The sequence below is a fragment of the Aestuariivirga sp. genome, assembly GCF_044239095.1.
Classification (GTDB): domain Bacteria; phylum Pseudomonadota; class Alphaproteobacteria; order Rhizobiales; family Aestuariivirgaceae; genus Aestuariivirga.
The window spans coordinates 1-8,139 of the sequence record NZ_JBIICB010000197.1; the positions used below are offsets into that span (position 1 = coordinate 1).

The following is an 8,139-nucleotide window of genomic DNA, read 5'->3' on the forward strand; positions in this document are numbered from 1 at the left end:
CGCTGACAGTCGGCGGCGGAAACGGTGAAACTGATACCATTGCGCATCCTTTCAGATTCGCACGTCAACAAGCCGTTGGGAACCTTCAATCGGACTCTTTTGTCCCGGCCAATCCACTAGCTGAAATTACTCAGCTACCGCCCGAAGCGCTCATCGAAGGAATAGCCCATGCCGCGCACGGTGCGGATAGGGTCCACTTCGCGCCCGCGGCTCAGTGACTTGCGGAGGCGGCCGACATGGACGTCCACGGTGCGCTCGTCCACATACACATCGTGCCCCCACACCGTGTCGAGCAGCTGGGCGCGGGAATAGACGCGGCCGGGGTTCTGCATCAGGTGCTCGAGCAGGCGGAACTCGGTGGGAGACAGGTTGATGTCTCGTGTTGAGCGCGTCACGCGGCGGGTCTTGCGGTCCAACGACAGGTCGCCAGCTTTCAGCTGGTCGGCAACGGCGTCCGGATTGATGCGGCGCAGGATGGTGCGGATTCTGGCCAGCAGTTCAGGCACCGAGAACGGCTTCACCATGTAGTCGTCGGCGCCGGTGGCGAGACCTCTCACACGCTCGGCCTCCTCGCTGCGCGCGGTCAGCATGATGATGGGAACGTCCCGGGTCTCGGGCTTTGTCCGCAGCAGGCGGCACACCTCGATGCCGGAGATGCCCGGCAGCATCCAGTCGAGCAGGATGAGGTCGGGGCGTTCCTCGCCGATCATCGGCACCACGTCTTCGCCCACGGCGGTCTGGCGCACGCGGTAGCCTTCGGCCTCAAGATTGTAGCTCAGCAGGATCTGGATTGGCTCCTCGTCCTCGACGACCAGAATGGATGCGCTCATGGCTCACTCGTCCGAATGGTTGAAACCCTCGATACGCAAGGAACTGGTGATGTCCTTCTTCGGACGGCCCTCAGCCAGCGGCTTGCCGTGCACGAGATAGTGGATGTTCTCGGCGATGTTGGTCGCATGGTCGCCGATCCGCTCCATGTTCTTGGCGCCGAACAAAAGATGCGTACACAGGCTGATGTTGCGCGGGTCCTCCATCATGTAGGTGAGGAGTTCGCGGAAGATCGAGTTGTAGAGCGCGTCCAGATCCTCATCCGCACGCCATACCTCGAGCGCCAGGGTGGCGTCCGAGCGCGCATAGGCATCGAGGATATTCTTGAGCTCTTCCTGGGCCATCCGCCCCATGCGGACGACGCCCACCATCAGCTTGCGCGGCAGCGGCTCCGAGATGGCATGGGTGCGTTTGGCCGTGTTCTTGGCGAGGTCGCCGATGCGCTCGAGATCGGAGGCAACGCGGATCGCCACCATGATCTCGCGCAGGTCGCGCGCCATGGGCTGGCGCTTGGCGATGGTCACGATCGCCCTCTCCTCGATCTGGTGCTCGAGTGCGTCGACCTTCTCGTCGTTCTGGATAACAAGGTCGGCTAGTCCCGTGTCGCGGCGCGACAGCGAGTCGATGGCGTCATCGAGCTGCTGCTCGACGAGGCCGCCCATCTGCGCCAGCATGGTCTTGAGCTGCGCCAGTTCTTCGTCATAGGCCTTGGTGGTGTGGTCGGTCATGTCTTGGTCCTCCCGAAGGCTCAGCCAAAGCGGCCGGTGATATAGTCCTGCGTGCGCTTTTCCTGGGGCGCGGTAAAGATCTCGTCGGTATCGCCGTATTCCACGAGGGTGCCTAAGTGGAAGAAGGCCGTCAGCTGCGAGACGCGCGCTGCCTGCTGCATCGAATGGGTCACGATGACGATGCAGAAATTCTGGCGGAGCTCGTCGATGAGCTCCTCGATCTTGGCGGTGGCGATCGGGTCAAGCGCCGAGCAGGGCTCGTCCATGAGGATCACATCGGGGCTGACCGCGATGGCGCGCGCGATGCAGAGGCGCTGCTGCTGGCCGCCGGAAAGGCCCGTGCCGGGGTGGTTCAGGCGGTCCTTCACCTCCTCGAACAGCCCTGCCTTCTTGAGGCTCTTGACCACGATGTCCTCGAGCTCCGCCTTGTCTTCGGCCAGCCCGTGGATGCGCGGGCCGTAGGCGACATTCTCGAAGATCGACTTGGGGAACGGATTGGGCTTCTGGAACACCATGCCGACGCGCGCACGAAGCTGCACGACGTCGAGGCTGGGGTCATAGATGTCGCTGCCATCGATCCGGATGTCGCCTTGGACGCGGCAGGCCGGAATGGTGTCGTTCATCCGGTTGATGGAGCGCAGGAAGGTCGACTTGCCACAGCCCGACGGGCCAATGAAGGCCGAGACGGCGCGGTCCGGGATGGAAATCGAGAGATCCTTGATGGCGTGCTTCTCGCCATAATGGATGTTCACGTTCTTCGCATCGATGCGCGGGGGGCGCTCCGTCATGATGCGGGGGCTTGCCGGCGTCACCACGGCCTGGAATTTCTTGTCCATCACTCTTGTCCTCGCTTACCAGCGGCGTTCGAATTTCTTGCGGAGGTAGATCGCAAGGGCGTTGAGCATCAGCATGATCACCAGCAGAACCACGATGGCAGCCGCGGTGCGCGCTTCGAAGGCCCGCTCCGGCAGGTCGGACCACAGGTAGATTTGCACCGGCAGCACGGTGGCCGATTCGAGGAAGCCCGTGGGGATATCGACGATGAAGGCCACCATGCCGATCAGAAGCAGTGGGGCCGTCTCGCCGATGGCGCTGGCGACGGCAAGGATGGTTCCCGTCATGATGCCCGGCATGGCGAGCGGCAGCACGTGGTGCAAGACCGCCTGCTGGTGCGAGGCGCCAACCCCCAGCGCTGCCTCCCGGATTGAGGGCGGCACCGCCCGGATCGCGGCGCGTGACGCGATGATGATGGTGGGAAGGCTCATCAGCGCGATGACGACACCGCCGACCAGCGGCACCGAGCGCGGCATGCCGAAGAAGCCAAGGAACACGGCAAGGCCAAGCAGGCCGAAGATGATCGAGGGCACGGCCGCAAGATTGTTGATGTTGACCTCGATGATCTCGGTCAGCCGGTTCTTCGGGGCGAATTCCTCGAGGTAGATCGCCGCCGAGACACCAATTGGCAGCGACAGGATGACGGTCACGAACACCACCATCAGCGAACCCATGATGGAGCCGAGAATGCCCGCAAGCTCCGCCTCGCGGGAGTCGCCGTTGAGGAACAGGTTCCAGGCGAACTGCCGCTCGATATTGCCCTTATCGCGCATCATCTCGAGCCAGACGGCGGGGCGGTCGGCGAGTTTGCGGTCCGCCTCCGGCACGCCGAAGCTCAGGATCTGCCACTGGCCTGCCGCAACGTCGCCAGCAGCACTTGGCGCCGCGATGACCTCTGCCGGGGCGGCATCACCCTCAGCCGCGATCTTGAATGCGCCGCCACCGGCAAGCACGATCGAGCCGGGGCCAATGCCCTGGCCGGAGAGGAAGACATTCTCGCCATCCGCGCGAATGGACAGCGGACCCTGCCCGTTGGCGCGCGCGACGCTGGTCACCTGTCCCTTGAGATAGATGTCGGCATCGTCGGACAGCATGACGGGGACAGACACAGTCTGCCCGATCAGCGACGGATCGGCTACCACCCTGCGGCGGAGTTCATCGCCACCGCCATTGGAGATGAGATTGTTGAGCAGCCTGCGGTCAGCGCGCGAGGTGGCGGAGGGGAACTGGGCGCGCCAGGCGGCCTTCGCCAGCCCTTCGAAATCGCCAGCTGAGGGTTTCGCGGCATCAACCGCCTCAGGATCAACCGTCACGTCGAGAACAGCGTGGTACTGCGTGAAGGCAGGGATCGAGCGCGAGATGATGTCCGTCAACAGCACAGCTAGGAAGGCCGTGGTCAGGGTCAGCGCTATGATGCCATAGATGCGGAAGCGCCTCTCGGCAGCATAGCGCCGGGCGATCAGTGCCGGGTCCGGCCTTTTGGGCTTCTCAGTCATACTGTTCCTTGTATTTCTGCACCAGGCGCAGCGCGATGAAGTTCAGTATCAGCGTGAAGAAGAACAGCACGAAACCCAGCGCGAATGCCGCCAGCGTCTTGGCCGAGTCGAATTCATGGTCGCCCACCAGCAACATGGCGATCTGCACCGTCATGGTGGTCACGGATTCGAAGGGGTTAGCGGTGAGGTGGGCCGCAAGGCCTGCCGCCATGACGACGATCATCGTCTCGCCCATGGCGCGCGACACCGCAAGAATGAAGGCCGACACGATGCCCGGGAGCGCTGCGGGAAGGATGACGCGCTTGATCGTCTCGGACTTGGTGGCCCCCATGGCATAGGAGCCATCCCGCATCGACTGCGGCACGGCATTGATCACGTCGTCGGAGAGCGAGGAGATGACGGGGATCAGCAGCATGCCGATCACCACGCCCGCGGCGAGGGCTGATTCCGCCGAGATATTCATCCCCAGCAATGCGCCGGAGTTACGGATGAAGGGCGCCACGGTGAGCGCGGCGAAGAAGCCAAGAACAACCGTGGGAATACCGGTCAACATCTCAAGCACCGGCTTGAAGATCGACCTGACCACTGGCGAGGCATATTCAGCCATGTAGGTCGCAGCGAGCAAACCCAGAGGCCCTGCCACGCACATGGCAATGGTCGTGATGAGCAGGGTTCCGGTCAGCAGTGGAATGAAGCCGAAGGACGGCGGCGTGCCGGTGGGCGCCCAAAGCACGCCTGTGAAAAACTCGAGGGCCGGAATTTCCGTGAAAAAGCGCCCGGTCTCGAACAGCACTGACATCACAATGCCGACGGTGGTGAGAATGGCGATCCCCGAGCAGGTCACGAGGAAGCCGAGCGTGATCTTCTCGAACAGGTTGCGCGCCCGGAAATCCGGCGCGATCCGGGAGAACAGCGCAAAACCTGCCGCCGCTGCAGCGGCAAGCCCCGCCCAGGGCGCCACCGCAGGCAGCGGCGCGGCGAGCAGGATGAAAACGAAGAGCCCCGCGAGAAGGGCCGAGGTGCCGGCCAGCAGGCCATGATAATTCGGCAGGGAGTGGATCTGGGAGGAAGCGCTTCGCAATGCGGCGGCGCGCTGGCGTCCGGCGAAATAGGTGGCAACGACCAGAACCACGAGCAGAGCAAAGAAAATTGCGGTCAAGGCCTGGTCTCCCTACACGCCACGCCGCCATCATTGGCGGCACGTCACAAAGATCGGGGCGGGCCGGTACATCCGCGGCCGCCGCCCCTCGCCGGCCGGCCCGCAAGGGCCGGACGGCGCTTTAGTATCGGCTTACTTGACCATGTCGGCCGTGAGAACCGTCATCGCGTTGGCGGCCTCGCGGATCTTGGCGCCTTCCTCACCCGGAAGGGCGATCAGGCCCTTGTCGGTGAGGTAGCCGTCCTCGCCGACAGCCTTCTCAGAGGTGTACTCGGCCACGAATTCCGCCATGCCCGGGATCACGCCCACATGCTGCTTCTTGGCATAGACGAAGAGCGGACGCGACACCTTGTAGTCGCCCGAGGCGATGGTGTCGATCGTCGGCACCACGCCGTCGATGGCGAGGGCGCGGATCTCGGCGTTCTCAGCGACGTTGGCGAAGCCGAAGATACCGATGGCGTTGGGATTGCCGACCAGCTTCTGGACGATGAGGTTGTCGTTTTCGCCAGCTTCAACGAAGGCGCCATCTTCACGCATCGACTTCCACACGGCCTCAAAGGCCTTGGCGTCAGACTTCTTGAGCGCCTTCAGGCTGTCGAAGCTTTCAGCGCCCTTCTCCATGACCAGCTCCATGAAGCTGTCACGGGTGCCAGACGTCGGCGGCGGGCCATAGACTTCGATCTTCTGGGCGGGCAGCGCGGCGTCGATCTCGTTCCACATGGTGTAGGGGTTGGCAACCAGATTGCCGTCCTTGTCCGGAACCTGCTTGGCCAGCGCCATGAAGATCTGCTGCTTGGTCAGCTTCATGTCGCTGCCCTTGGTCGAGTCAGCGAGGGCCAGGCCGTCGAAGCCGACCTTGATCTCGACGATATCGGTCACGCCGTTCTTGGCGCAATCCTCAAACTCGCCCTTCTTGATGGCGCGCGAGGCATTGCTGAAATCGGGATGATCCACGCCAACGCCGGCGCAGAACAGCTTGAAGCCGCCGCCGGTGCCGGTCGACTCGACCACCGGGGTCTTCATGCCAGACGACTTGCCGAACTGCTCGGCAACGGCGGTGGTGAAGGGATACACCGTCGAGGAACCTACGATGCGGATCTGATCGCGGGCCAGGGCGGGCACCGCAGTAAGGGCCACCAAGCTGGCGGCGAGGATTACGCGCTTCATGTTTGATCTCTCCTGTTTATAAGGGCAGGCGGAACCTAGGTCCGGACCAAAACACCTATGTGACCAAAAAACTACGTTTTAATGACAATTCAAATATCTGAAAATACTACGTTTTAAGTGGTATCCTGACAGAAAACTCACTGCCTTTGCCCAATTCCGAGGCGATGCTCAGGCGGCCCCGGTGGCGGCTGACGATATGCTTGACGATTGCAAGCCCGAGGCCGGTTCCCCCGCGAGAGCGGCTTTCCTGGACGTTCACGCGGTAAAAGCGCTCGGTAAGGCGCGGAATGTGCTCGGCCGCAATGCCGGGGCCGTGGTCGCGCACGGTGAGTTCGGCGAAACCATCGTCGTGGCGCAGCGCGATGTCCACCCGCTTGCCGGAGCTGCCGTATTTGATGGCGTTTTCCGCGAGGTTCTGCACCACCTGGACCAGCTCGTCGCGGCTGCCGGTGACGAGGAGCGGGCCGTCCGCGGAAAGGCTCACCTCGCAGCCGAGCTCCCGCGCCATGCCGGAGAGCACGTCGCAGACATGGGCCGCCACCTGGTTCAGGTCAACCTCGCCTTGCGGCCTCACATGCTCGTTCATCTCGATGCGCGACAGGGAGAGGAGGTCGTCGATCAGGCGGCGCATGCGCTCGGCCTGGCTGCGCATCAGGCCGAGGAACTTGGCCTGCGCCTTCTCATCATTGCGTGCCGCCCCCAGAATCGTTTCGAGGAAGCCGGTCAGCGCGGTGAGCGGCGTGCGGAGCTCATGGCTGGCATTGGCCACGAAATCGGCGCGCATGCGCTCGATCTGCTGTTCGCGGGTCAGGTCGCGCAGCACCAGCAGCGCGCCCTGGCCCTGGCCCAGCGGGGCCACATGAGCAAGAAAGCTGCGCAGCATCGGCACGCGGAGCTCATATTCGACGCTGACTGCCTCTTCGCCTGCGACGGCCGCGGCCACCGCCTCGAGCACGGCGGGATTGCGGATCGAGGCGGAGAGATGAAGGCCCTGCGGGTCGGTCTCCAGCACGTCACGCGCCAGGGCATTGGCGTGGAGCACGCGGCCCTGGCCGTCCACCATCAGCGCCGGGTCCGGCAGCGCCTGGATGATGTCGTTCACCGAAGCGGACGGGTACGGGGGCTCAGGGCTCGCCACGTCGGCGGCCTGCGCGGGCGGAAGGTTACGGCTGAAGGGCCACATGATCCTGGACAATAGACGGACGGGCTGCATTGCTGCAGATTTGTGAGAGCCGTATGACAGATTCAGTTGGTGGAGCATAGGACCATGGCCAGCCTGCCCTTTGACCCGGAGATGCAAGCCCATCTGGCCGAGCAGGCGCGGCGCAACGGCGCGTGGGACCCGGACTGGCCGCTCGCCCGCCAGCGCGAGGTGTGGGAGGCCGAGTGCCGCCGCGCCCGCGCGAAACGCCCCGGCCGGCTGATGGTCGAGGATCTCGACGTCGAGGGCATTCATGTCAGGATCTACCGGCCGCCGGGCGAGGACCCGAAGCCGGGCCTCGTCCATGCCCATGGCGGCGGCTGGACCATGGGCTCCTGCGAGACCCATGATGATCTCGCAGCCGAGATCGCCGACCAGGCGGATGTGGTGAGCGTGCTCTTCGACTACCGCCTCGCGCCCGAGCACCGGCACCCCGCACAGGTTGAGGATGCCGCAAAAATTCTCGGTTGGATGAGAAGTGCCGGCCGCGCCATCGGCATCGATCCCGCGCGGATCGTGCTCTCGGGCGACAGCGCGGGGGGGCAGGTGGCGGCAGGCCTTGCCCTGTGGCTGGCGCAGCGTGGCGAGACGCCGCTGCGCGGCCTGGTGCTGGTCAACCCCGGCCTCAGCGCCACCATGGACAGCGAGTCATACCGGCGGAACGCCAATGCCCCCGGCCTCAGCCGCGCGGAGATACTGGGCTATCTCACCGCCTTCCTGGGCCCG

The 8,139-nt window shown here is 64.1% G+C and carries 8 protein-coding genes; 1 reads left to right on the forward strand and 7 read right to left on the reverse strand.

Translation table 11 applies throughout. The features are described 5' to 3' along the window. Positions 1-134: 134 nt before the first annotated feature. From phoB to phoR, 7 genes are all read right to left on the reverse strand, one after another. Complete coding sequence (phoB, locus tag ACILRA_RS16035; protein WP_395663082.1) at positions 135-830, reverse strand: phosphate regulon transcriptional regulator PhoB; 696 nt, start codon at positions 828-830, stop codon at positions 135-137. A 3-nt stretch (positions 831-833) separates the two neighbouring features. Next, positions 834-1,556: a phosphate signaling complex protein PhoU gene (phoU, locus tag ACILRA_RS16040; protein WP_395663083.1), complete on the reverse strand. Its 723-nt coding sequence runs from the start codon at positions 1,554-1,556 to the stop codon at positions 834-836. A gap of 20 nt (positions 1,557-1,576) precedes the next feature. Further along, positions 1,577-2,392, reverse strand: a complete 816-nt coding sequence (gene pstB, locus ACILRA_RS16045; protein ID WP_395663084.1) for a phosphate ABC transporter ATP-binding protein PstB — start codon at positions 2,390-2,392, stop codon at positions 1,577-1,579. A gap of 15 nt (positions 2,393-2,407) precedes the next feature. After that, the gene (pstA, locus tag ACILRA_RS16050) at positions 2,408-3,886 is read right to left on the reverse strand and encodes a phosphate ABC transporter permease PstA (protein ID WP_395663085.1); all 1,479 of its coding nucleotides are present in this window, start codon (positions 3,884-3,886) and stop codon (positions 2,408-2,410) included. Beyond that, positions 3,879-5,045: a phosphate ABC transporter permease subunit PstC gene (gene pstC / locus ACILRA_RS16055; RefSeq protein WP_395663086.1), complete on the reverse strand. Its 1,167-nt coding sequence runs from the start codon at positions 5,043-5,045 to the stop codon at positions 3,879-3,881. Before pstC ends, pstA begins: the two co-directional genes overlap by 8 nt. A 132-nt stretch (positions 5,046-5,177) precedes the next feature. After that, positions 5,178-6,212, reverse strand: coding sequence for a PstS family phosphate ABC transporter substrate-binding protein (locus ACILRA_RS16060; RefSeq protein ID WP_395663087.1), 1,035 nt, complete (start codon positions 6,210-6,212; stop codon positions 5,178-5,180). A 106-nt stretch (positions 6,213-6,318) separates the two neighbouring features. Further along, complete coding sequence (phoR, locus tag ACILRA_RS16065) at positions 6,319-7,395, reverse strand: phosphate regulon sensor histidine kinase PhoR (RefSeq protein WP_395663088.1); 1,077 nt, start codon at positions 7,393-7,395, stop codon at positions 6,319-6,321. 84 nt (positions 7,396-7,479) lie between these two features. Here phoR and ACILRA_RS16070 point away from each other — a divergent pair. Then, the coding region (locus ACILRA_RS16070; RefSeq protein ID WP_395663089.1) for an alpha/beta hydrolase at positions 7,480-8,139 on the forward strand (660 nt) is incomplete at its 3' end.